General features: G+C 69.7%; 19 protein-coding genes. 10 read left to right on the plus strand and 9 right to left on the minus strand.

Annotated elements, in window-relative coordinates; all coding sequences use genetic code 11:
- The first annotated feature begins 127 nt into the window (after nt 1-127).
- Nucleotides 128-691 carry an SRPBCC family protein gene (locus AC5JOC_RS05070; RefSeq protein WP_137244017.1) on the plus strand — a complete coding sequence of 188 codons (564 nt, stop codon included), beginning with the start codon at nt 128-130 and terminating at the stop codon, nt 689-691.
- A gap of 17 nt (nt 692-708) precedes the next feature.
- Here the strand turns inward: AC5JOC_RS05070 and AC5JOC_RS05075 are convergent, their stop codons facing one another.
- From AC5JOC_RS05075 to AC5JOC_RS05085, 3 genes are all read right to left on the minus strand, one after another.
- Nucleotides 709-1503, minus strand: coding sequence for an SDR family NAD(P)-dependent oxidoreductase (locus AC5JOC_RS05075; RefSeq protein ID WP_494245640.1), 795 nt, complete (start codon nt 1501-1503; stop codon nt 709-711).
- A 153-nt stretch (nt 1504-1656) separates the two neighbouring features.
- Nucleotides 1657-3321 (minus strand): MDR family MFS transporter, encoded by a 1665-nt coding sequence (locus AC5JOC_RS05080; RefSeq protein ID WP_124770019.1) that lies wholly within the window; start codon nt 3319-3321, stop codon nt 1657-1659.
- A gap of 32 nt (nt 3322-3353) precedes the next feature.
- On the minus strand, nt 3354-4070 hold the full coding sequence (locus tag AC5JOC_RS05085; RefSeq protein WP_411556963.1) for a TetR/AcrR family transcriptional regulator: 717 nt from the start codon (nt 4068-4070) through the stop codon (nt 3354-3356).
- 83 nt (nt 4071-4153) lie between these two features.
- Between AC5JOC_RS05085 and AC5JOC_RS05090 the strand changes: the two genes are divergently transcribed.
- Both AC5JOC_RS05090 and AC5JOC_RS05095 read left to right on the plus strand, forming a co-directional pair.
- Nucleotides 4154-4744: a TetR/AcrR family transcriptional regulator gene (locus tag AC5JOC_RS05090; RefSeq protein WP_124767453.1), complete on the plus strand. Its 591-nt coding sequence runs from the start codon at nt 4154-4156 to the stop codon at nt 4742-4744.
- Nucleotides 4745-5816: 1072 nt separating this feature from the next.
- Nucleotides 5817-6416: a PKD domain-containing protein gene (locus AC5JOC_RS05095; protein ID WP_494245642.1), complete on the plus strand. Its 600-nt coding sequence runs from the start codon at nt 5817-5819 to the stop codon at nt 6414-6416.
- A 36-nt stretch (nt 6417-6452) separates the two neighbouring features.
- Here AC5JOC_RS05095 and AC5JOC_RS05100 read toward each other — a convergent pair whose 3' ends face one another.
- From AC5JOC_RS05100 to AC5JOC_RS05115, 4 genes are all read right to left on the minus strand, one after another.
- Nucleotides 6453-7502 carry an aldo/keto reductase gene (locus AC5JOC_RS05100; RefSeq protein WP_494245644.1) on the minus strand — a complete coding sequence of 350 codons (1050 nt, stop codon included), beginning with the start codon at nt 7500-7502 and terminating at the stop codon, nt 6453-6455.
- Nucleotides 7503-7560: 58 nt separating this feature from the next.
- Nucleotides 7561-8556 carry a hypothetical protein gene (locus AC5JOC_RS05105; protein WP_494245646.1) on the minus strand — a complete coding sequence of 332 codons (996 nt, stop codon included), beginning with the start codon at nt 8554-8556 and terminating at the stop codon, nt 7561-7563.
- Between the two features lie 79 nt (nt 8557-8635).
- Nucleotides 8636-8983, minus strand: a complete 348-nt coding sequence (locus AC5JOC_RS05110; RefSeq protein WP_137244023.1) for a GntR family transcriptional regulator — start codon at nt 8981-8983, stop codon at nt 8636-8638.
- Between the two features lie 13 nt (nt 8984-8996).
- A complete protein-coding gene (locus tag AC5JOC_RS05115) occupies nt 8997-9884 on the minus strand; it encodes a DeoR/GlpR family DNA-binding transcription regulator (protein ID WP_494245648.1) in 888 nt (295 codons plus the stop codon).
- Nucleotides 9885-10057: 173 nt separating this feature from the next.
- On the opposite strand from AC5JOC_RS05115, the gene AC5JOC_RS05120 reads away from it, so the two are divergent.
- From AC5JOC_RS05120 to AC5JOC_RS05150, 7 genes are all read left to right on the plus strand, one after another.
- Nucleotides 10058-11374, plus strand: coding sequence for an alpha-glucosidase/alpha-galactosidase (locus tag AC5JOC_RS05120; protein WP_494245649.1), 1317 nt, complete (start codon nt 10058-10060; stop codon nt 11372-11374).
- Nucleotides 11375-11436: 62 nt separating this feature from the next.
- Nucleotides 11437-12792: an ABC transporter substrate-binding protein gene (locus AC5JOC_RS05125; RefSeq protein ID WP_079706575.1), complete on the plus strand. Its 1356-nt coding sequence runs from the start codon at nt 11437-11439 to the stop codon at nt 12790-12792.
- Nucleotides 12792-13757 (plus strand): carbohydrate ABC transporter permease, encoded by a 966-nt coding sequence (locus tag AC5JOC_RS05130; protein ID WP_124767461.1) that lies wholly within the window; start codon nt 12792-12794, stop codon nt 13755-13757. Before AC5JOC_RS05125 ends, AC5JOC_RS05130 begins: the two co-directional genes overlap by 1 nt.
- Nucleotides 13757-14653 (plus strand): carbohydrate ABC transporter permease, encoded by an 897-nt coding sequence (locus AC5JOC_RS05135; RefSeq protein WP_079003358.1) that lies wholly within the window; start codon nt 13757-13759, stop codon nt 14651-14653. Before AC5JOC_RS05130 ends, AC5JOC_RS05135 begins: the two co-directional genes overlap by 1 nt.
- Before the next feature lie 116 nt (nt 14654-14769).
- Nucleotides 14770-15942 (plus strand): SIS domain-containing protein, encoded by a 1173-nt coding sequence (locus AC5JOC_RS05140; RefSeq protein WP_494245651.1) that lies wholly within the window; start codon nt 14770-14772, stop codon nt 15940-15942.
- Between the two features lie 2 nt (nt 15943-15944).
- Nucleotides 15945-16910 carry an N-acetylglucosamine kinase gene (locus AC5JOC_RS05145; RefSeq protein ID WP_494245653.1) on the plus strand — a complete coding sequence of 322 codons (966 nt, stop codon included), beginning with the start codon at nt 15945-15947 and terminating at the stop codon, nt 16908-16910.
- A 254-nt stretch (nt 16911-17164) separates the two neighbouring features.
- The gene (locus AC5JOC_RS05150) at nt 17165-18049 is read left to right on the plus strand and encodes a DUF2268 domain-containing putative Zn-dependent protease (RefSeq protein WP_494245655.1); all 885 of its coding nucleotides are present in this window, start codon (nt 17165-17167) and stop codon (nt 18047-18049) included.
- Between the two features lie 12 nt (nt 18050-18061).
- Here AC5JOC_RS05150 and AC5JOC_RS05155 read toward each other — a convergent pair whose 3' ends face one another.
- Both AC5JOC_RS05155 and AC5JOC_RS05160 read right to left on the minus strand, forming a co-directional pair.
- Entirely contained in the window at nt 18062-18868 is an 807-nt protein-coding gene (locus AC5JOC_RS05155) for a MerR family transcriptional regulator (RefSeq protein ID WP_494245656.1), read from the minus strand.
- Nucleotides 18835-22365 carry a lamin tail domain-containing protein gene (locus AC5JOC_RS05160; protein ID WP_494245658.1) on the minus strand — a complete coding sequence of 1177 codons (3531 nt, stop codon included), beginning with the start codon at nt 22363-22365 and terminating at the stop codon, nt 18835-18837. The genes AC5JOC_RS05155 and AC5JOC_RS05160 overlap by 34 nt, the downstream gene beginning before the upstream one ends.
- Nucleotides 22366-22843: the final 478 nt, after the last annotated feature.

Below are 22843 nucleotides of genomic sequence, written 5' to 3' on the forward strand. Positions count from 1 at the left end.
CCCCGGAACCCAGCTCGGTCGAGCCGGCCGAACCCGCTGCACCGGTCGAAGACGACGGAGGCGGGGACGATTCCGGGAACAAGGGGAACAACGGCAACAACGGCAAGAACAAGGACAAGAAGGACAAATGAAGCGACGAGGAAGCACCGACTCCGCCCCCGACGACGGATCGTTCGAGCCCGGGGACGAAGAGACGGCGAAGCGAACCCGTACGGCGGAGGACGGGGTCTCGACCGTCCAGCACAGCATCATCGTCGACCTCCCCATCGCCGCCGTCTACAAGCAGTGGGTCGACTTCGAGTCGTACCCGGAGTTCTTGCCGGCTGTCCGCGAGGTGAAGCTGACCGGCGAGGTCTACAGTCGCTGGACCGTCGCGATCAGCAAGCTCTCGCGGCAGTTCCTCGTCGAGATCCTGGAGCAGCTCCCCGAGGAGCGTCTGGTCTGGCGCACCATCGAGGGCGACGTCTGGTTCAGTGGCGACGCCACCTTCGACGCGATCGACAAGCAGCAGACCCGCGTGGACGTCACGGTGCACTGGAAGCCGGTGTCCGCGGTGGAGCGGACCGCTGCGGCGCTCGGGCTCGCCGGACGGGTCGTCCGTGGGGCGCTCGAGGCGTTCAAGACCCACATCGAGTCGACCGGCGGCCCCTCGGGTCACTCCCGCATCAAGGTCGTCTCGCCGAAGGGCTAGCCGTCGGCCCCACCTGATCAGCTCATGAACGGTCGCAGGTCCGGATAGCCGGTGGTCTGCCAGGCACCGTCGACGACGAGATTGTCGCCCGAGATGTACGACGCGTCGTCGCTCGCGAGGAACAGGGCGGCTGCGGCGATCTCCTCCGGCGCAGCGGCACGTCGGAGCGGGATGCGCTCGTCGTACGCGGCCTGCACACCGGGGATGTCGGTCAGCGACTTCGTCAACGGCGTCGCGACGAGACCCGGCGACACGGCGTTCACCCGGATGCCATGCTCACCGAGCTCGAGCGCCGCCTGCTTGGTCAACATGACCGCGCCGGCCTTCGACGCCGTGTAGCCGACGCCGAAGTGCATGGGGACGAGCGAGTTGAGCGAAGCGATGTTGACGATCGACCCGGCCTTGCCCTCGGCGAGGAACTGACGGGCGGCGAGCCGGGTGCCGTTGAAGGCGCTGTAGAGGTTCAGTCGGACCGTGAAGTCCCAGTCCTCGAAGGAGATGTCGGTGATCGTCCCGGCGCGCGATCCACCGGCGACGTTGAAGAGCGTGTCGAGCGTGCCGAAGCGTTCGACGGTCTCGGCGACCAGCGCGGAGAAGTCAGCCTCGTCGGTCACGTCGGTGCGCCGACCCCACACGCGATCGCCGAAGGTCTCGGCGGCACCCGCGATGAGCTCGGCATTGATGTCCGCGACGACGACCGAGGCGCCCTCGGCGACCAGCCGTTCGGTGATCTTCGCCCCGATGCCGGACACGCCCCCGGTGACGATCGCGACCTTGCCGGCGAACCGGCCCTGGATTGATGCATTCGACATGATGCCGCTCCGTTCTGCTCACCGGCTCTGGCGAGCACCCCCAGCATACGCATCTATCAGTCACATGTCAGATAGTTTCAGGCAGCCCTCAGCATGACGACGCCGGCCCCGGGACGACGTGTCCCAGGGCCGGCGTCAGGCAGCGGCCGAGTCCTACCGCGGCGACTGCTCGCGATCAGCGTCCGCCAGTTCACCGTCGCCACCCGAGGCCCGGTCGAACGCGGGTGCCCCGGTGGTCGAGGCAGGCACCTTGCCGCGCGCTGCGGCCTCGAGTGACTCCGCCTCGTCCCCGCCGACCGCCTCGCCGCGGGCGACGAGCCCGGCGACGTCGGACAGCGGGATCTGCTTGAGGAACAACGACAGCAGGAAGGCCGCGCCGATGAACGGCAGCAGGTACCAGAACACCGGGGCGAGAGCGTCGGCATAGGCGGTCACGACACCGTCGCGGATGCCCGGCGGAAGCTGGCTGAGCGTCTGCGGGTCGATCGTCGCCGCCGCATTGGAAGCGTCCCCCGCGCTGGCACCCGAACTCGCGAACACGTCCTTCAGGTTGGCCGTGAGGCGCGTGGTGAAGATCGTGCCGAACACGGCGACACCGAGCGACGCACCGACCTCGCGGAAGTAGTTGTTCGTGCTGGTCGCGGTTCCGACCATCGACGCGTCCACCGAGTTCTGGGCGACGAGCACGACGACCTGCATGATCAGGCCGAGACCGGCGCCGAAGAAGAACAGGAAGACGCAGATCAGCCAGATCGGGGTGTCCGCCGTGAGCGTCGTGAACGCGACCATCGAGGCGGCGGTGACGAGCGTGCCGATGACCGGGAACATCCGGTAGCGACCGGTCCTGGTGATCAGGTTCCCCGAGACGATCGAGGTACCGATGAGGCCGACCATCATCGGGATCATGAGCAGGCCCGATGCGGCTGCCGAGGTGCCGGACGACATCTGGAGGAACGTCGGCACGAAGCCGATCGCCGAGAACATGCCGAGGCCGAGCGTGAGGCCGATCGCGGTCGCGTTGATGAACGTCGGGTTCTTGAAGAGCGACAGCGGGATGATCGGGTCCTTGGCGCGCGCCTCGGTGATGACGAAGAGCAGCGCGGCGAGCAGCATGCCGATGCCGAACATCCAGGTCTCGATGGCACCCCAACCGTGCGCAGCGTCGCCACCGAAGTCGGTGAAGAAGATGAGGCAGGTGGTGAACGCCGAGAGGAAGATCACGCCGAGGAGGTCGATCGGCGCGGTCGCCTTCTTGTTCGGCAGCTTCAGCGTGAAGAACGCGATCGCGAAGGCGGCGATGCCGACGGGGATGTTGATGTAGAACGCCCACTGCCAGGTGAGGTGGTCGACGAAGAAGCCACCGAGGAGCGGGCCACCGACGGCGGAGAGACCGAAGACGGCGCCGAGCGGGCCGAGGTACTTGCCGCGCTCGGAGGCGGGCACGATGTCGGCGATGATCGCCTGCGACAGGATCATGAGGCCACCGCCACCGAGGCCCTGGACGGCTCGCCAGACGATGAGCTGCGTGAAGTCACCCGCGAACGCACAACCGACGGAGGCGATCGTGAACAGGGCGATCGCGACGAGGAAGAGGCGACGACGACCGAGGACGTCACCGAACTTGCCGTAGACGGGCATGACGATCGTGGTCGCCAGGAGGTAGGCGGTGGTGAGCCAGACCTGGTGGTCGACGCCGCCCAGCTGTCCGACGATCGTCGGCATGGCGGTGGAGACGATCGTCTGGTCGAGGCTGGAGAGCAGCATGCCCGCGATGAGGGCGGCGAAGATGATCCAGATGCGGCGCTTGGTGAGCAGCATCGGGCCCTCGGTGGGTGCGGCGGTGGCGGCGGTCACTGGAGGTCCTTTCGGGGAGTGGGGTTCGTGTGGGGATGCTGAGGCGCGGCGGCGGTGGGTCCGGCGTCGGCGGATTCGGGGTCGTCGGGCTCGAGGATGGTGCGATACGTCGCGAGGCAGTCGCGGATGGAGCCGACGATGTCGAACTCCCCGCCCTGGCCGATGTCGGCGACGCCGCTGCCGAAGACGCGCGCCATCGTCGTCTTGATCGCCATCCCGAAGAGGTCGGCGCAGGCGCGGGCACGCGGGTCGTCTGCCGGGACGCCTTCCCGCACGGCGATGAGCTCGACGAGCAGTTGCTCGCGCTCACGGTTGAGGCCCATGAACCGGACCAGCAACTTCGGTTCGCGCTCGAGGGCGGCGTGGAAGTCGACGTGCTCGGCCAGACCGAACCCGGACCGCTCCGCGTGGCCGGCCGCGATGAGCATGAAGTCGTCGAGCACGGCGCGCCACCCCCGCGAGCCGAGGGCGAGGAACTCGGTGGCGAACCGCTCGGTCTCCTCGGTCTCGTCGATGCCGAGGACGGCGTCCTCCTTGCTCGGGAAGTAGTTGAAGAAGGTGCGACGCGAGACGCCGACCTCCTCGCAGAGTTCCTCGATCGTGAAGCCGTTGAGCCCCTGTGCGGCCGTGAGCCGACGCGACACGGTCGTCAGGCGCGCGGCGGTGGCGGCCATCCGGTCGGACAGTCGATTCGTCGAAGTTGCACTCTGCATCACGAAGTGCAGTATTGCACTCTCCGAGCCGGGGTGCAACTTACGGCACGAGCCGCCTGGTCGGGCCTCACTAGAGTGAACGCATGGACCCTCGTCAGGCACGAACCCGCAGTGCCCTCCGCGACGCGATCCACACCCTCGCGGCGGCGAAGCGCATCGATCAGGTGACCGTGGCGGAGGTGTCCCGGGTGGCGGGGATCACCCGCGACACCTTCTACCGTCACGCCGCGACGCCCGTCCACCTGCTCGCCGACGTGCTCGGCGAGGAACTGGATGAGACGCTCCAGGCGCACGCCGATCTGCCGGCGCACAGCGACTCGACGCTGAGCGTCTTCGACGAGTCCGAACGCGACCTCCTGCGTCACGTCGCCGAGCACGCGACGATCTACCGCAACGCCATGCACCCCCGGCTCATCGGACCCCTGCGTGACGCGCTCACCGAGCGGATCGAGCAGGCGCTCGCGCACCACCTCGACCGGCACCCGCACATCGCCCCACCCCGCGAGGACGGCATCACGCCGGAGCGACACGTGCGCATGCTCGTGGCCTACGCCGGCGCCGGCACCGTCGCGGCGATCGAGGAGTGGCTCCGGTCCGGCGACCTCGACGACATCGACGCCGCGGCCCGCACCGTCATCGCGGCCTCCCCCGCCTGGTGGCTCGGCCGCTCCTGACCCCGGCGCCTGGGCCTGGGCCTGACGCCAGCGCGGTGCGCTGACGCGAGCGCGGGTCCCTCACGTGAGCGCGCCCCTCCGGAGACCCGCGCTCACCTACCCTGGGGTGCGCTCACGCCAGCGCACCGCGCTGGCACAACGGCCTCATGCGCGACATATGTCGGTGTAGGCATATCTGCACTGTGGATAACCCGGGCGGCCTCTTCGACCGCCCGTAGCGTCGAGGGATGTCAACGATCTCCTCACCTCGAACCTTCTCCACACTCGCACTAGCGGTCGGGACTCCTCGCGCTCACCGCGTGCACGGAAGTCGAACCGGCTCCCCCTCCGAGCAGCACTCCGCCGGTCTTCGAGAACGAGGAACAGGCCCTGGCTGCGGTGACGGAGACCTATCAGGAGTTCCTGCGACATCTCGAACACGATCCTCGTCGAAGGGGGCGTCGACCGTTGATCGAATCGACGTCATCGTCGTCGCGCCACGTCTGGCCGAGTCGAGCACCGCAGGCCTCATCGAACTGCGCTACTGCAGGGCTAAAGACACCTGTAGGCGCAGCCGACTCTCGTCGCGACGTCGAGCTCGCAGAGTGGTACGCCTCAGCCCGACGCCGTCGGTGTGATTGCGATCGGCTCGAGCGTGCATGCGATCTCACCGGCTGTCGATGTTCTGGACTGCGAGCGGCAACCTCAGTCGTCAACCTGACCGCCCTCGACCCGCAACATGGGCATTCAGACATCGGCTCGGCGGCGAACGCGGCAAGTCCGACTTCGTCCTCATCGAACACGAAGCGTGTCGCGGAAGGAGAGCATCATGCGCAAGACTGAGAACGCTCGCTATGGCTACTGTCGCGCTGGCGCGACTGATCACTGTGCGCTCGCTCCTGTCACCTGCGAGCGGCCGCGAGTCGCGCACCGCAGCGATGCGATCATGGAATGGCTGCTTGCATCGGCAACGGCTCGGTCGACATCGGCGGCAGCGTCGAGCAGCCCTGGTTCGGGTGGAGGCGGTGGCTCCGGCGGCGGAACGGGCGGAGGCGACGACGGTGGCGGCGGCTCGGCCGAGCTGCCGCCCGGGGTGACCGACGGGCCCAACGGTGAGCGGACGGTCTGCAGCCTCATGCGGCCGGACGAGTGTTACACCTTCACCCCCGGCGATCTCGGCACCGACCTCGAAGCAGCACCGGCGGCCCCCGTCACGATCCGCGACGTCGCCAGCTTCGCCCCCGCCGCCCCCACCGTCACGACCGAACCCGCCGCCTGGGGTGTCCGCGGGCTCCACACCAACGTCATCGCAGCTGCTTCCGGCCACACCCGCACCGGCACCCTCTTGGGCCAGGTCGCGGAGGTGAACTTCATCCCCGTCGGATTCACCTTCGACTACAGCGACGGCGACACGACCACCACCCGGACCGGCGGATCCTCGTGGGCTGCCCTCGGACTCGCGGAGTTCTCCAAGACCCCGACCAGCCACCGCTACACGACGGTCGGGACCAAGACCATCACCGTCGAAGTCGAGTACGCCGCCGAATACCGCATCGGCGACAGCGGGTGGCTTCCCGTCGTCGGAACCCTGTCGATCCCGACCGAAGAACCCCACACGGTCCAGATCGTCCGCAACTCGACCGTGGGCGTCGACAAACCCTGCCGCCCCGGCAAACCAGCCATCGGCTGCTGACCGCCTGACCGGAACCGTGCTCGAGCTCGGTCCCGATCAGATGAGCCCCTCGCGACCGCCCGACACCCAGTTCGGGTCGGCGGCCCGCGGACCGCTCACCTGGTCGGCGTAGGTGTCGATCTCGGCTCGGATCTCGTCCGTCAGCTCCACCTGGAACGCCTCGAGGTTCGCGTGCAGGTGCGCGACGCTCCGGGTGCCGGGGATCGAGACGACCCGCGCGCCGAGCTGTTGTCCTCGGTCGTGCACCCAGGCGAGCGCGAGCGCCTCCGCGGTCGTCCCGATGCGGTGGGCGAGGGTGCGGAAGCGGGCCGCCAGTTCGAGGTTCGCCGCGAGGTGCTCGGGCTGGAAGCGCGGGAAGTTCGCTCGCGTCCCCCCGAGCGGCACCGTCTCGGCCGTGAAGTCCTCGGTGAACAGCCCGCGCGACAGCGGCGAGAACGCGACGACCGTCACGCCGAGCTCCGCCGCCGTCGGGACGACGTAGGTCTCGATGTCGCGGCTCACGATGCTCCACTCGGACTGGATCGCGGCGATCGGGTGCACGCCGTGCGCGCGGCGGAGTTCGTCGCCCGTCGCCTCGGACAGACCGATGCGGAGCACCTTGCCGGCGGCGACCAGTTCGGCGAGCGCCCCCACCGTCTCCTCGATCGGGATGTCGGGGTCGACGCGGTGCTGGTAGTAGAGGTCGAGGTGGTCGGTGCCGAGGCGGGTGAGCGTCCCGTCGATCTGCTCGTGGAGGTGGGCGCGGTCGCCACGGATCCCTCGTTTGCCGATGCCGCCGCCGGTGACGATGCCCACCTTGGACGCGAGGAAGACGTCGTCGCGGCGCCCGGTCAGGTACCGGCCGAGGAGTTCCTCGCTCCGACCGTCGCCGTAGACGTTCGCGGTGTCGATGAGGTTCACCCCACTCGCCTGGGTGGCGTCGAGGATCGTGGTCACATCGGCGTCGGCGATCGCCCCATAGGTGCCGGCGATGGACATCGCGCCGTACCCGATGGCGCCGACCTGCGCGGCGGTGTCGCCGACCCCGATCGTGGTCGAGGGCAGCGCGGTCGTGGTCGGCTCCGTGGCCAGGGGTGCTTCGCTCATGGATTCACCGTACGGCGTCAGGACAGGTTGGACGTCCGGTTCGTCACGCGGTGCAACGTCAGACGCGCGAGCCGGCGCGGGCGGCGAGTGCCTGCAAGAGCGCGGCGGGTTCCTCGGGGTCGTCGATCGTGATCGCGAACTGCTTGCCCGAGGTGCTCGTGACGACGAGTCCGGGGCCGGAGCGCAGCACGACGGCCGAGCGGCCGGGCATGATCCGGTAGCCCCAGCCGCCCCAGTCCATCGGGCGGATGTCGGTGGCCTCGACGACGTCGACCTGGTCGAGGGGGATGCGCTTCATCGGGATGCCGAAGAGCGAGACGACGCGGAGGCCGCGCCAGTCGACGCTCACGCGGAGCCGGATGAACGAGGCGCAGAGGAGGGTCGCGAGGGCGAGGATCGACAGACCGAACATCGCGACGCCCGACTCGCCGCCCAGCAGGATCGGCGTGTAGGCGACGGCGCCGATCGCGACGAGGGCGAGGGTGAGCCAGAGGAACAGCAGGGCCGTGACGCTCCGGCTCCAGGCACCGACCTCGGTCTCGCCGAGGTCCATCGGCGCCGGTCGTGCAGCTGCACCGGCGAGCAGCGGCTGAGCCGGCAGGATCACGGCGGGGATCACGCCCCAGAGCGAGCACGCGGCGAGCGGGACGACCCACCAGCCGAGGACGGCACCGTCGACCGATCCCGCCTGCACAGTGAGCCAGGTGGGGATGATCCACACGGACGCGGCCGACCCGGCGGCGATGCCGATGAAGAGGATGATCATGCGCTTGGTGCGCATGTCCGGCTTCGGCAGGGCGAGCAGGATGATGGCTGCGATCGCGGCGACGGACGCGATGATCAGCGTCACGAGGAAGACGCCCGCGGCCGGCAGGGAGTCGTCCGGTGCCCCGGTGCCCGACCAGTGCGAGGCGACGTCGACGGGGATCGCATCGCCCCAGACGAGCCGGGTGAGTGCGATCGCGATCGCCGGGACGGCCATGGCGAGGCCGGCGAGCAGGATCCGTCCGCGCGCAGGTGCTGCCGGTGGCGGTGTGGTGGTGGTGTCGTGCATGTGCTCCCCCTGAGCTGCTGAGGTGGTCTGATCGTCGGGTCGTCGACCGACGTGGTCGCGAGGTGGGCGCCGGAGCCCGTCAGGTGCGTTCGATCATCCGGCTGAGGTCCGTCGGCGAGATCCCGAACTTGCGCGCCTCGGTGACGAGCTGGGCGACGAGTTCGTTGACCCGGACGAGGCCCGGTGCTGCATCCTCGTTCACCCACGCGCCGCGGCCCTGTCGCATCCCGATGAGCCCGTCGTCGCGGAGCTCTCCGTAGGCGCGGAGGACCGTGTGCATGTTGATCTGCAGTGCGCGGGCGAGGTCGCGGGCAGGCGGGAGGCGCTCCCCCGGCGCCAGCGCGCCCGTCGCGATGCCGGAGCGCACCTGCACCGCGATCTGCTCGGCGAGCGAGACCGCGGAGGTGGGATCGACGCGGAACAACATGTTTGCAATGGTACTAGAACAATGCCGCCCGTGCCCGCGACATCTGTGGGTTGAGGTCGGCGCGGTGCGCTGACGGAGTGGCCCACTCGGGGGCGCACCCCACACCGGAGCGCGCCCCTCGAGAGCGCTCACGCGGCGAGCGCACGTGGCAGCCGCAGCGGGATCGAGCTGCCGCGAGTCGCGGCCGCAGGCGCTCGAGCTCGTCGGGGTCGGCGGAGGAGTCGGTCACGAGGTCGTGGATCTGCCCCAACTCGGCCATGCGCGCGAGCGTGACCCGCCCGACCTTCGAACCGTCGGCGACCACGATGACCCGCTGCGCGTGTAGCACCATCGCCAGGTTCGTCCGCGCCTCACGCTCGTCGTGCGTCGTCGCTCCACCCTGCGCACTGATGCCGTCGGTCCCGAGGATCGCGGTACCCACGTTGATCGCGCTGAAGGTGTTCTCGGCGAGCGCCCCCACCGCCTCGAACGACGAGGAGCGCACCAGGCCTCCCGTCATGATCACCTGCAGGTTCGGCCGGGAGGCGATCTCGGTCGCCGTGGTGAGCGAGTTCGTCACGATCGTCAGTTCCGCCCGGTTGCTCAACTCCTTGGCGACCGCCGCCGTGGTGGTGCCACCGCTCAGGGCGATCGCGTACGGTCCCGCGGGGATCATCTCCGCCGCGCGCAAGGCGATCCGACGCTTGGCCTCACGGAACTGCGTGTCGCGGAACCGCACGGGCACTTCGTCGCGCGACTCCACCGCCCGAGCGCCACCGTGCGTCCGGAGGACGAGGCCCAGGTCGTCGAGGTCGGCGAGGTCGCGACGGATCGTCGGGGCCGAGACGTCGAGCCGGGTCGTGAGGTCGTCGATCGAGACGACGGCGTCCTCCGCCGCGAGGAGCGCGAGGATGGCGCGCATCCGCTGACTGCGTTTCCCGGACGGAGCGTGTCGCGAGAGCTCGGCTGCGGTCGGTCCTCCCACGGCGAACCCCTCCCTCGTCGCCGACGGCTCTGCTCAGCGAAAGTGATCATTTCAATCGATTTCCGATCAAGTTCTTGCTCGGTTCGATCACTGTAGTCGATGATCACTCCATGACACGAGTGACTTTCATCGGGGCGGGCAGCGTCGTCTTCACCCGCCAACTCATCGCCGACCTCCTCCGCTACCGCGACCTCGCCGGCCTCGAGATCGTCCTGCACGACATCGACCCCGAACGCCTCGCGGTGGCCGAGGGCACCGCCCGCCACGTCGACGAACGCCTCGACGGCCGAGCGACGATCTCGGCGGAATCCGACCGTCGTCGCGCCCTCGCCGGCGCGGACTTCGTGATCAACATGGTCCAGGTCGGCGGCATCCGCGCGACCGTCTCCGACCTCGAGATCCCAGCGGCCCGCGGTCTCCTGCAGACCATCGGCGACACCACCGGTGTCGGCGGCGTCTTCCGCGCCCTCCGCACCTTCCCGCTGCTCTCGGCGCTGACCGCCGACATGCGGGAGATCTGCCCCGACGCCCACCTCCTGAACTACACCAACCCGATGGCGATGAACATCTGGTGGGCGTCGGTCGTCGCCCCCGACATCAGCGCGATCGGCCTCTGCCACAGCGTGTTCTGGACGGTGAACGACCTCTGCGAGCTCGTCGGCGTGCCGATCGAGGGCACGAGCTACCGCGCCGCCGGCGTCAACCACCAGTCGTGGTTGCTCGAGTGGACCCACGAGGGCCGCGACCTCTACCCGGCCCTGCGCGACCGCATCCGCGAGGACCCGGAGCTCAGCCGCCGCGTTCGCGTCGAGATGTTCCGCCGCATCGGCTACTACCCGACCGAGACGAGCGAGCACTCCTCCGAGTACCTGTCGTGGTTCCTCCGCTCCCCCGAGCAGGTCGAGCGTTTCCGCCTCCAGCCGCTCGAGTACCTCGGCATCAGCGAGGAGAACGTCGCGGAGTTCGAGGCGACGAAGGCCGCCCTCGCGGCCGGGACCCCGCTGACGCTCGAGGACGAGGCGAGCGAGTACGCACCGCAGCTCATCCACTCGCTCGTGACCGACACCCCGCGACTCATCCACGGGAACGTCGTCAACCGCGGCCTCATCGACAACCTGCCGCAGGGTGCCGTCGTCGAGGTCCCGGTCCAGGTCGACGGGAACGGCATCGCCCCGCAGCCCATGGGCGCCCTGCCCGTGCAGTGCGCCGCGCTCAACCGCCCGTACGTCTCCGTCGCGGAGCTCACGATCGAGGCGGCCCGCACCGGCAACCCGACGCTCATCCGGCAGGCGGTCCTCATGGACCCGAACGCCTCGTCCACCCTCACGCCCGAGCAGATCTGGGAGCTGTGCAACGACCTCGTCGCCGCGCACGGCGAGCTGCTGCCGGAGCCGCTCCGGGAGATCATCCCCGCCGACCGCATCTGACCGACCCGAAGCACCGCCGAACCGATTCCTTCCCGAACGATCGACACAGGAGACGACCACCGATGTTCCCACCCCGTTCCACGATCCACGCTTCCACCTCACCGCACGCCCGCCGCGCACGTCGCCTCATCACCGCGACCGCCGTCCTCGCCGTCGGAGCGCTCGCGCTCTCCGGGTGCGCCGGCGGATCCTCCGGTGCCACGACGCTCGACAAGGACGCGAAGGTGAAACTCACCTTCTGGACCGGGCAGGCCGACGCCGCCCAGCAGATCCTCACCGGTCTCGTCGACGACTTCGAGAAGCTGCACCCCAACGTGACCATCGACGTGTCCTCGGGCGCGCCGTCCACGGAGGACCTCCTGCAGAAGCTCTCCGCGAGCTTCGCGGGCGGCAACTACCCCGACGTCTCGTACGCCTTCGGATCCTGGGCGAGCCGACTCGAGGCGTCCGGCCGCACCCTCGACATCACCGACCAGGTGGCCGAGCCCGACGTGAAGTGGGACGAGTTCTCCGAGGCGGCCCGCAAGACGGTGCAGCCGACCGGCGAGAAGACGATCGGCTTCCCCGCCGTGGTCGACAACATCTCCCTCCTCTACAACACGACCGTGTTCGATGCGGCCGGCGTCGACTACCCCACGGCCGACTGGACCTGGGACGACTTCCGCGAGGCGTCGAAGCAGCTCACCGACCCGGCGACGAACACCTACGGCTACGCGTACTCGGTGTCGGGCAGCGAGGAGACGACCTGGCAGTTCTGGCCGCACCTCTGGCAGAACGGTGGATCGATCATCTCCGACGACGCCAAGACGGCCGAGTTCGCCTCGGATGCGGGCGTCGACGCACTGACCTTCCTCCGCGACATGGCGGTCGAGGACAAGAGCGTCTACCTCGACCAGACCGACACGAAGTTCGGCGACCTGTTCGCCAGCGACCGCATCGGCATGATCACCTCTGGCCCGTGGCAGCTGTCGACGCTGCAGACGAAGGGCACGAAGTACGGCGTCACCGTCCTCCCCGGCACCGACGGCGACCACCAGACCGTCTCCGGCCCCGACGTCTGGGCGCTCTTCGACCACAAGGACAAGAACCGCGAGTACTGGGCGTACGAGTTCACGAAGTGGCTCACGGACTCGGAGCAGGACCTCAAGTGGAACGTCGCCTACGGCAACCTCCCGCTGCGCTCGAGCGAGATCGACACCCCCGAGTTCCAGGCGCAGGTGGCTCAGCTGCCCGGCCTCGACGTGATGGCCGAGAACGGCGTGAACGCCAAGCAGGCCCGTCCGACGGTGCCCGGCTACGTCGGCCTCTCGGAGGCCATCGGCAAGGCGATCTCCTCGGTGCTGCAGGGCCAGGGCGATCCGAAGCAAGCGCTCGAGGATGCCGCGAAGACCGCCGACGACGCCCTGGCGGAGGACTGATGTCCACGGTCGCCGGACGCGACACACGTCCATCGACGGAGCCGAAGCCGGAGCGTGCCGAGCGCGCTCCGGCCCGGCCCCGCCGTTCCGGACGACGGTTCCGCGACAGCCTCACCGGCTGGGGCTTCGTCGCCCCGGCGATGCTCATCGTGCTGGGCCTGTCGATCTTCCCCGCGATCTGGGCGTTCTTCCTGTCGCTCCAGAAGTGGGACGGGTTCAGCGAGCCGGAGCAGGTGGGGCTGGAGAACTACGCCAGCATGATCGGCAACGACGAGCTGCAGGCGGCCGTCGTCCACACGGTCGTCTACACGCTCCTCTTCGTCCCGGCGTCGCTCGGCCTCGGACTCTTCCTCGCCGTCGCGCTCAACCGCCGGATCCGCTTCATCGGCGTCTACCGCACGGCGATCTTCGTCCCCTTCGTCGCCTCCGCCGCCGCGACCGGCATCCTCACGACCTACCTCTTCAACCCGCAGTTCGGGCTCCTCAACACCGTGTTCCGGTTCCTCGGACTCCCGGCGCAGGGCTGGCTCGAAGACCAGGGGCAGGCGATGGTCGTCATCACGATCATGTCGCTCTGGGGGCAGGCAGCCTTCACGACCGTCATCTACCTGGCGGCCCTGCAGGACATCCCCGCCGAACTGCTCGAGGCCGCACGGATCGACGGTGCGAACGCCTGGCAGTCGTTCTGGCGCATCACCTTCCCGCAGCTCGGGCCGGTCACCGTGTTCGTCGCCATCTGGCAGTTCATCCAGGCGATCCAGCTGTTCGACCTCGTGTACACCACCACCAGGGGCGGCCCGCTCGGCGCCACCCAGACGATCGTGTTCTACCTCTGGGACGCGGCGTTCAAGCAGTTGCAGTTCGGGTACGGCTCCGCGGTCGCCTACGGGCTGTTCGTGGTGACACTCATCGCCACGATCGGTGTCGTCCTGTACTCCCGCCGTTCCAACGTGGAGGCATTCTGATGACCGTCCTGACCACCCCACCACGCGGCGACGCCGCCACCGGCAAGCCGTCCGTGACCGCTCCGCCCGCCGAACGACGCACGCGTCGGCGGTTCAGCCCCTGGCACCTCGTGCTCGCCCCGATCGCGATCATCTTCGCGATCCCGTTCGTGCAGATGTTCATCACCTCGGTGACGCCGGAGTCGGAGATCAACACCTATCCGCCCCGCATCCTCCCCTCGCACATCACCTTCGACGGGTTCGCGAAGCTCTTCTCCGAGTCGAACATCCTGCTCTGGCTCGGCAACACGGTCATCGTGTCGACGGTCGCGGTCCTGTCCCACCTCGTGCTCTGCTCGCTCGCCGGCTACGGGTTCGCGCGGTTGAAGTTCCGCGGCAAGACGATGGGCTTCCTCATGATCGTCGCGACGATCATGATCCCGACGCAGCTGCTCATGATCCCGACCTACATCCTGTTCTCCCGGATCGGGCTCATCGACAGCCTCGGGGCGGCGATCGTGCCGTGGCTGGCGTCCGCGTTCGGCATCTTCCTCATGCGGCAGTTCTTCCTGTCACTGCCGGCGGAGCTCGAGGAGGCCGCGCTCATCGACGGCTGCACCCGCCTCCAGGTGTTCTTCCGGGTGATCCTGCCGCTCGCGAAGCCCGCGCTGGCGACGCTCGCGATCTTCACCCTGTTGGGCTCGTGGAACGACCTCGTCTGGCCGCTCATCGCGATCAACAACGACCAGGCCTTCACGCTGCAGCTCGGCATCACGAACTTCCAGGGCGCGCGCCGCACCGACTGGGCGCTCCTCATGGCCGGCAACGTCGTCGCCACGCTCCCGCTGATCGTGTTCTTCCTCTTCGCCCAGAAGCAGTTCGTGGCGACCATGACCTTCTCAGGCCTCAAGGGGTAGGCACCGATCCCGGCGTGGCAGGATCACGTCCATCGCCGCGCGCGCGTCGAACGCTCAACCAACATCGATACCTCGCAACTCCCCCTCATCACCTCGACCCACCCCAGGAGCAACCCGTGTCCATCACCACCATCGTCGGTTCGGAAGCCACCGTCCGCGAGATCACCCAGCAGCCCGACGTCTGGCTCGAGGCGTCGACGGGGATCGCCGCCCGCCGCGAGGAGATCGACGCGTTCCTCGCACCGCTCCTGGCACGACCCGAGCTGCGCATCGTCCTGACCGGGGCGGGGACCTCGGCCTTCATCGGCGAGATCGCGGCACCGGCCCTGACCCGGACGCTCCGTCGCCGGATCGACGCGGTCGCGACCACCGACATCGTCTCCAACCCGCAGGAGTCGTTCGCCGAGGACGTCCCGCTGCTCCTCGTGTCGTTCGCGCGCTCCGGCAACAGCCCGGAGAGCGTGGCCGCGACGGAACTCGCCGACCAGTCGCTCGCCGAGGTGCACCACCTGGTGATCACGTGCGACGAGACCGGCGAGCTGTACCGACGCCACCACGACCGCGCCTCGTCGCTCACCGTCCTCATGCCCCTGCGGTCGAACGACGAGGGCTTCGCGATGACGTCGAGCTTCAGCTCGATGCTGCTCTCGGTCCTCCTCATCCTCGGCGGCGCTGACGACGCCGCGGTGCAGGCGCTCGCGGCCGGCGCGACGACGATCCTCGACCAGCGCGAGGTGGACATCCGCGCGCTCGCCAACGAGGGGTGCGAACGCGTCGTCTACATCGGCAGCGGCCCGCTCACCGGTCTGGCCCGCGAGTCGGCGCTCAAGCTGCTCGAGCTGACCGCCGGACGGATCGTCACCTACTACGACTCGGCGCTCGGGTTCCGTCACGGACCGAAGGCGGTCGTCGACGACAGCACGCTCGTCGTCGTCTACCTGTCGTCCGATCCGTACACGCGGCGGTACGACCTCGACATCGTCGCCGAACTGCGCGCGACGCTGTCGCCGGAACGCGTGATCGCGATCTCCTCCGAGCCGGTCGCCGACGCCACGGCGTACGACTGGGTGCTGCCCGAGCTCGCCGGCCTCGACGACGCGCAGCTCGCGATCGGCTACGTGCTCGTCGCCCAGCTGCTCGGCCTGTCGTACTCGCTCCAGCTCGGTGCGACCCCGGACAACCCGTTCCCGAGCGGCACGGTGAACCGCGTCGTGCAGGGCGTCCGGATCCACGAGTTCGACGGCGTCGACGACGCTCGGAGTGTCGCCGCTCAGCTGCAGGAGCAGTAGTCGTGGCGCGGTACCTCGGCGTCGACGGTGGCGGGTCGAAGACGGCCTTCGTGCTGCTCGACGACGCCGGACGGGTGCTCGCGGAAGCGAGGACGGCGAGCTGCTACTACTTCGACGAGGGGATCGAGCTGGTCGGTCGCATCCTCACCGAGGGCGTCTCGGAGGTGTGCCGGCAGGCGGGTGTCACGACCGCCGACATCGATCAGGCCTTCTTCGGTCTGCCCGGGTACGGCGAGGTGAGTTCCGACATCGCCCACCTCGATGCGCTGCCGCGCGACGTGCTCGGTCATGACCGGTTCTCCTGCGACAACGACATGGTGTGCGGGTGGGCCGGATCGCTCGGCGCCGTCGACGGCATCAACGTCATCAGCGGCACGGGCTCCATGACGTACGGCGAGCGCCGTGGCCGCGGGCACCGGGTCGGCGGGTGGAGCGAACTGTTCGGCGACGAAGGGTCGGCGTACTGGATCGCCGCCCGGGGCTTGAACGCCTTCACGCGGATGAGCGATGGTCGCCTGCCGCGCGGTCCGCTCGTCGACCTCGTGCGGGCGAGGGTCGGGATCACGAGCGACCTCGATGTGATCGACGTCGTCATGAACCGCTGGAAGGGTCAGCGTGGCCGGATCGCGGATCTCGCGAAGACGGTCGTCGCTGCTGCCGAGCAGGGCGACGAGGTCGCGGCGCGGATCCTGGCCGACGCGAGCGGGGAGCTGGCGGAGATCGTCGAGGCGACCCGCGTGGAGCTCGGTTTCAGCGGCGACGAGGTCGTTCCGGTGTCGTACTCGGGCGGGGTGTTCTCCGCTGAGCCGGTGCGGTCGGGTTTCGAGCAGGCCATCGCGGCGCTGCCCGCCCGGTACGAACTCCGGACCCCGCTCTTGGGTCCGGCGATCGGCGCCGCGCTGTACGCCGCGAAGCGCGCCGGGTCACCGCTCTCGCCCCAGGCGCTCGAGGTGCTGCGCTCCCGGTAGCCCGCTCCTCCGCCCGCCGTCGCCTTGGGCCAGCGCGGTGCGCTGACGCGACCGCGGGCCTGACGCGTGAGCGCGGGTCTCCGGAGGGTCGCGCTCACGCGCGCGGGGCGCGGTCACGCCGGTTGCGCAGCGGGCAGGCCGGTTGTGCAGCGGTCACGCCGGGTACACCACACTCGCGTCAGCGCACCGCGCTGGCAGCTTCCCGGGGTAGGGCACTTGACCCTCACGCGGCGTGAGGCTTTAGCGTCGTCACCATGACGATCACGATCCTCGACACCGCCAGCGGCATGCGTTCCGTCCTCGACGCGCCGGAAGCCGAACGACCCGCGCGACTCCGCGCCATGCTCGAGCCCGTCGCCGACATGTACCGGTACTTCCCGGGCGAGGTCGACCTGCTCGCCATGCACTCGATGGGCTCGGGGTTCCCGATCGATCGGAGCCGGGATCGGGTCGTCGACGCCCTCGACCGACTCGTCGCGGCGGACGCGTGGGGACGGATCTCACGGGCGCTCGACGCGGCGGTCGCCACCCAGCTCGACGCGGTCCCGACCCTTGTCGTCCCCGACATCACCGTCCTGCTCGTCCTCGGCGACCCCGACGACACCTACTTCATGGAGTCGATCCGCGGGTTCATCGGCAACGGCAGCGCGACCGGGTTCATCTCCCTCATCCTCTGGCCGACGGAGGAGAACCTCGCGCGCCTCGAGGCGGCCGCCGTCCACGAACTCAACCACAACCTGCGATACGCGCCGGGTGGGGTGGTGTGGGATCCGGCGACCGTCGTGGTCGGTGAGCAGGTGGTGTCGGAGGGGCTCGCGGACGCGTTCGCCCGGCAGATGTACGGACCGTCCGGCTACACGCCGATCGGTGTCGCGCACCTCGACGACGACGCGGTGTTCGACCGGGTCGTCGAGGGTCTCGACGTCGGAGGGATGCAGCACTTCGTCTCGTGGGTGCACGGTGACGAAGCCGCGCTGCGATACGGGGGCGAGCCGGTCGGTCTGCCGATGGGTGCCGGGTATGCAGCGGGCAACCGTCTCGTCGACGCGTACCTGTCGGCGACGGGGACGACCGCCGCCGAGGCGCTGCACGTTCCGAGCGCGACGATCATCGAGGTGGCACTCCGCGAGCTGGGCTGAGGCGGATCGCTCTCACTCCCAGACGGCGGTCTCGGGGTCCACGCCGTGGCTGCGCGCGTTCGCGTCGATGACCTGTGAGAGCCACGCGGCGAGGCCGGGCTCGATCCGGTCGTAGGTGTCGGCCATGCCGGGCTCCGTGAGGGCGAGGCGACCGATGATCACGTGCATGGACGGCGTGCAGTGGAAGTACTCGCTGAGGGCGGCGCGATGCCGTTCGGCGAGGGTGTTCGCCGTCTCGCTTCCGGCGACGACACCGGCGCGCTTGGCCTCGGCGAGTTCGTCGACCAGGTCGCGCATGGGCCCGACCAGCGCCCGCCAGTCGTCCGGCGTGCGGGTCGCGGACCGCTCGGCGTACTCGGCCCACTGCGCGGAGTCGCCCCAGCGGGCGCGGGCGGTCTCGGCCATCGTGGGGTTCCAGTCGTCGCCGAACACCGCTTCGCGCTCGTCCTCGGGGACGAGCACGCCGACCTCGTCGGCTTCGAGCAGGCGGTCGACGGACCGGGCGACGGCTTCGAGTCGTTTGATGGTGTCGTCGAGTTCGTGCCGACGCTGCGTGAGCTCCGCCCGTCGTTCGGCGGCCGGCGCGCTGAGGAGGGTGGGGATGCGAGCGAGCGGGACCCCGAGGTCGCGCAGGAGCACGACCCGGCGGAGGCGGGCGATGTCGACGGGCAGGTACGAGCGGTAGCCGCTCTGGTTCCTTCCGGACGGCTGCGCGACGCCGAGCTCGTCCCAGTGGTGCAGCGTCCGCACGCTGACGCCGATCTCGGCCGCCGCCCGACCGACGGTCACGCCACCCTCGGTCCTCCCGTGCTCGTCCATCCACCCAGCATCGCACCCGGGCCCGACCTGCGTCCTCTGCCTGCTGCCAGCGCGGTGCGCTGACGCGAGTGCTCCCGACCCAGCGTGGGCGCACCCCACACACGCGAGCGCACCCCTCCGGAGACCCGCGCCCACGCGCCAGACCCGCGCTCAGCCCCAGCGCACCGCGCTGACACCGGACCGAACTCGCTAGGCGGTGCGCCGCGTGAGTGCGCCCACTCGGCGCGAGTGTGCACCTCCCGGCGGACGCACCCACACACGCGAGCGCACCCCTCCGGAGACCCGCGCCCACGCGCCAGACCCGCGCTCACGTCACGCACCGCGCTGGACCACCAGGCCCGACCGGTGACGCGACGGCCCCGGGAGCTGTGTGCTCCCGGGGCCGTCGGACCGTTCAGTCGGTCAGGCCGCCCGGCGACGCGCACGCATCGCGACGAGGACTCCACCGAGGAGGACCAGCAGGACCCCCGCACCGATCGTGCCGAACGGCAGCTCGGTACCGGTCGTCGCGAGCGCCCCACCCGACGCCGAACCGTCGACGCTCGTCCCGTCGGCCGCGACGATCCGCACCTCGGTCCAACCGATGAGCGAGCCGTCCGCCGCGTAGACCGCGACCCGGTGGTCGCCCAGCGTCGCGTCGGCCGGGATCGTCGCCAGCAGGTCACCGGCGGCGTTCGTCGTGCCGGTGGCGATCCGCGCCGGCGTCGAGTACAGCCACACCTCGACGGCCGTCGTCGGCGAAGCGGTCCTCGAGGCCGACCGTCACGGTCTCGCCCCGCCGCACGGTGTCCGCCAGCGTGATCGCACCGCGGTTGGCCTCGGTGAGGCTCGTCCCGGGCAGCGGCGTGACGCCACCGGTCGGCGGGCGTCACGGGCGGCGTGGTCGTGCCGGGCAGCGACCCGAGACGCAGGGCCTCGGAGGCGTAGCCGTCGGCGAACCAGTACACGGGACGCTTGCCGTCGACCGACAGCGAGGCCGGCGCGGTCGCGAAGCCCTCGTTGTTGAGGTTGGGCAGTCCCGCCGGACGCTCGACCTGAGCGATCCCCGGCTGCTCGGTCCCGTTCAGCGTGATCTGCGCACCGGTGCCCGCGCAGCCGTCGTCGCACACGGCCCACAGCACGCCGAGCGTCGTGTCGTAGTCGAGCGCCATGACCGCCGGGAGGCCCGGGTCGATCGTCGAGATCAGCGTGGCCGAGCCGTCGGCGTTCAGTGCGAACGCGTACACGTCGCCGGTGTCCTCGACGCCGACGAAGAACAGTCCGTCACCGTGGCCCGCGTAGTTCGCCGGGTCGTACGTCGCCTTCGTGTTGTCGTCGAAGAGCTTGCCGGCGAGGTCGCCGTCGGCCACCCACTCGACGGCCTCGACACCGAGGTTCGCACCGACCGTCGGCAGCAGGGCCGTGAGGTCCCACTCCTGGGAGGCGACGACGTCGGGGCCGGGCGCGTTCGGGTCGACCTTGAGCACGGCGTTGAGCGTCGTGCCCTTCACGCTGTTGTCGCGCTCGACACCGACATAGACGGAACCTGCGCCGTCGACGGTGATGCCCTCGGTGTCGGGGCCGGCTGCGGAGGGGTTCGACGCGTCCTTCTGGAAGCGGGCGCGCTTGCCGTTCTCCCAACCGTCGACGAACGAGACCGAACCGTCGGCGGCGATCGCGAGCTTCCAGAACGAGCCGGTGCCGTTGTCGACCGCCCAGAGGAACGCGCCGTCGGCGGTGACCTGGGTGTCGAGTCCTGAGCTGTCCTCGAGGAACATCGGCGTGGTGTCGAGCACCGTCACGTCGGGCGAACCGGGCCACGGACCGACCGGGATCTCACCGGCGCAGACGTTGGCCGTGCCCTTGGTGGCCTCGGCCGTCGCAGCGAAGGCGCCGGTCGCGTCGGGGCAGCGTCCCCAGGTGTTCGCCGGGTGTCCCTCGCCCCAGGTGGTCGAGTCGAGCAGTGCGTCGCCCTCGAACAGACGGACCGTGTCGCCGCCGCCGAGACCGAAGCCGAGGGCTGCGCGCTCGATGACGAGGTAGCCGCCGGCCGCGATGCTCGTGCCGGTGGGGATGGCGTAGGCGTGGGTGTCGTCGTCGTCCTTCACGACGATGCCGGAGACGTCGAGCGCGGCGGTCGTCGGGTTGACGAGCTCGATCCAGTCGTCGGGCGATCCGCCGTCGGACTCGACCTCGTTGATGCGCACCGGGTTGCCGCAGGCGTTGCGCAGGCCCTTGGTGGAGACGGCGGTGTCGACGAACTCGCCCGTGCCGTCGGGGCAGCGCGCGAAGACGCCGTCCGCGTGGGCCGCGTAGGTGTACTCGGCGACCGTCGCGCCGGCGGCGTTCCGCACGGTGGTGGTGTCGCCGTTGCCGAGCCCGAACGCGAAGTTCACGTTCTGGTCGAAGACGAAGTAGGCGCCGGGCTCGAGGATCGTGCCCGCGGGCAGCGGGGTCGTGTCGGCGGCGTGGCCCACCGGGTCGTTGTCCATGAGCGTCCAGCCGGAGATGTCCAGCGCGGTCGCCTCGAGGTTGACGATCTCGACCCAGTCGGTCGCGTCCTTGTTCGACTCGACCTCGTTGATCGCGACGTTCGGGAGGACGCAGTCGTTCGCGGCACCCTTGGTGATGCGTGCGAGCGTGAAGTCGCCTTCACCGTCGGGGCAGCGGGCGAGCGTCGCGGCGATGAAGTCACCGTCGATGGCCGCGTGGCCGCTCCACGTTCCCGAGCGGTCGATGAGCGTGCCGGTCGCGTCGAACAGGCGGATCTCGTCGGCGCTGCCGATGCCGATCGGGTCGCGGAACGCGCCCTGCGTCTCGGTGCCGCCGACCAGGCCGATCGTCGCTTCGTCGACCACGAGGAACTCGCCGGGAGCGATCGACGTGCCGGGCAGGAACTGCCAGCGGTGGTCGTCGGAGTTGTCGCGGATCTCGTAGCGCGAGATGTCGAGCGCCGTCGTGCCGGGGTTGAAGAACTCGACCCAGTCGGATGGCTGCGAGTCGATCTCGTTGATGCGGATCTCACCGTCGGTCTCGGGAACCTCGGGTGCGGTGAAGACGTTCGCGGCGCCCTTCGTCGACTCGGTGGTCTCGGCCCAGCCGGCGCGGTCGGCGGTGACGCCGTAGGTGACCGGCGCGTGTGCGGTCCACGAGTACTCGTCGGCGATCGCGGCGGTCGGGTCGAACAGGCGGACCGAGTCCTCCTTGCCGAGGCCGAACCCGAGCTGGTCCTCGTCGACGACGAGGAACGCACCGGGCTCGACGACGGTGCCGGCCGGGAACGCGTAGTTGCTGTCGTCCTTGTTGTCCTTCACGACCCAGCCGTCGAGCGTGACCGCGGTCGACGCGGTGTTGGTGAACTCGATCCAGTCGCCGGGGACGCCCCCGGAGGACTCGACCTCGTTGATCTGGAGCCCCGGCGCTGGGGCGGCGATGGCGGCGGCGGGCGTCGCGATGAGGGCGGTTGCACCGATGGCGCACGCGGCGGTCATCGTCAACACGCGGTTGAGGCGGGGCATGGGTCTCCAGGGCACGAAGGGACGGGGATCGTGTCCCATCCCATCGGCGTGGGGTGGCCGGGTGGAGGAGCGGCGGTGACCGGGAGGTGAACGGCGGGTGGCTTCCCAGGCGGGACGTGCCACGATCCAGCAGATCGGACGCAGCGACCAGGACTACGCTCACCCCATGACCGACGATGCGACCACCGACACCGCTCCGCGCGCAGACCTCACCGGCTGGGTGCGGACCCCGTTCACCGGCGGCGGCGTCACGCACGACCGCTTCGAGAAGGGGTCCGGGCCGGGCGTCGTCCTCATCCCCGAGCTGCCCGGACTCACGCCCGAGGTCCTCGGGTTGGCGGAGCACCTCGTCGCGGAGGGCTTCACCGTCGCGATCCCGTCACCGTTCGGGACGCCCGGACACGAGGGGACCCTCGGCTACACGCTCGCGAGCGTCAGCAAGGTCTGCGTCTCCGCCGAGTTCAAGGCGTTCGCGACC

The sequence above is a fragment of the Plantibacter sp. genome, assembly GCF_059073635.1.